The organism is Plantactinospora solaniradicis (assembly GCF_042658085.1).
GTDB lineage: Bacteria > Actinomycetota > Actinomycetes > Mycobacteriales > Micromonosporaceae > Plantactinospora > Plantactinospora solaniradicis.
The window spans coordinates 1-1,561 of record NZ_JBHSPR010000080.1; the positions used below are offsets into that span (position 1 = coordinate 1).

Annotated in this window: 1 protein-coding gene; it reads right to left on the reverse strand. The window is 70.9% G+C overall.

From position 1 onward, the window contains the following. Nucleotides 1-1,561: condensation domain-containing protein (locus tag ACFP2T_RS43160; protein WP_377432832.1), on the reverse strand; the 1,561-nt coding region annotated here is incomplete at both ends.

Genomic DNA, 1,561 nt, shown 5'->3' on the forward strand with positions numbered 1-1,561 from the left:
CACATCCACCGCATGCACCCGCACACCCGGCGACCCCGTCACCACCTCCACCACCCGCACAAACAACCCCGCGAACCGAACCGCCGCCCCCTCATCGAACAAATCCGCCGACACCGTCACGGCACCGCGTATCCCATTCGCGCGACCTTCGGCGTCGTACTCCTCGGCGACCATCACGTCGAGGTCGAACCGTGCCGCGGGCCGGGTCGTCGGCAGTTGCGTCAGCGTCACGTCGGCCAGTTCGAGCCTGACCTCGGCCGTGTTCTGGAGGGTGAGCAGCACCTGGAACAGCGGATGCCGCGCCAGCGACCGGGCCGGGGCGAGCTCCTCCACCAACCGCTCGAACGGCACGTCCTGGTGCGCGAGCGCGCCGAGGGTCGTCTCCCGCACCCGGGCCAGCAACTCACGGAACTCCGGATCACCCGACAGATCCGTACGGATCACCAAGGTGTTGACGAAGAACCCGACCATCTCGTCCAGGGCCTCGTCGGTCCGACCGGCCACCGCGGAGCCGATCGGGATGTCGGTGCCGGCACCGAGCCGCGACAGCAGCACGGCCAGCGCGGCCTGGAGCACCATGAACGGGGTCACGCCCTCGGCGCGCGCGAGATCGACCAGCCGCTGGTGCACGTCGGCGGGCACCCGCAGCGGCGCTGTATGCCCTTGGTGGCTGGCCGCCGCCGGCCGCGGCCGGTCGTGCGGCAGGGCCAGTTCCTCCGGCACGCCGGCGAGCGCTCGACGCCAGAATCCGACCTGCTCTGCCAGCAGGCTGTCCGGATCGCCGTCGCTGCCGAGCAGTTCCCTCTGCCACAGCGAATAGTCCGCGTACTGGGCCGGCAGCGGCTCCCAGCCGGGCGCTTCCCCGCGCAGTCGGGTCGCGTAGGCCGTGGAGAGGTCCCGCATCAGCGGGCCCATCGACCAGCCGTCGACGGCGATGTGGTGGATCGACAGCACGAGTATCCGCTCGTCGGTTCCCGGCTCGAACAGCCACGCCCGCACCGGCAGGTCCACGGCGAGATCGAAGTGGTACCGGGTCGCACGGGTGACGGCGTCCGCCACGTCCTCGGGCGGGATCTGGGCCACGTGCACGCCCCACCGCATTTCGTGAGGGTCGATGATGTGCTGGTACGGCTCGCCCTCAGCCGAGGGGTACATCGTGCGCAGCGCCTCGTGCCTGGTGATCACGTCGCGCAGGGCGTCCTCCAGCGCCGCGACGTCCAGGTCACCGGTCAGCCGGGCGACTGCCGGCATGTTGTACGTCGGGCTCGGGCCTTCCAGTTGTGCCAGGAACCACAGCCGGCGCTGGGCGAACGAAAGCGGCACCTGGTCCGGCCGCTGCCCGGCCCGGAGCACCGGGCGGCGCCGTCCGGTACCGGCCTCGTCCAGCAGCGCCGCGAGTCCGGCCACCGTCGGTGCCTCGAAGAGCTTGCGGACCTCGATCTCGACGCCGAGCAGCGTCCGGACGCGGGAGGTGAGCTGGACTGCCAGCAGTGAATGTCCGCCAAGCTCGAAGAAGCTGTCGTCGATGCCGACGGCGTCCACGTCCAGCACGTCGGCGAAC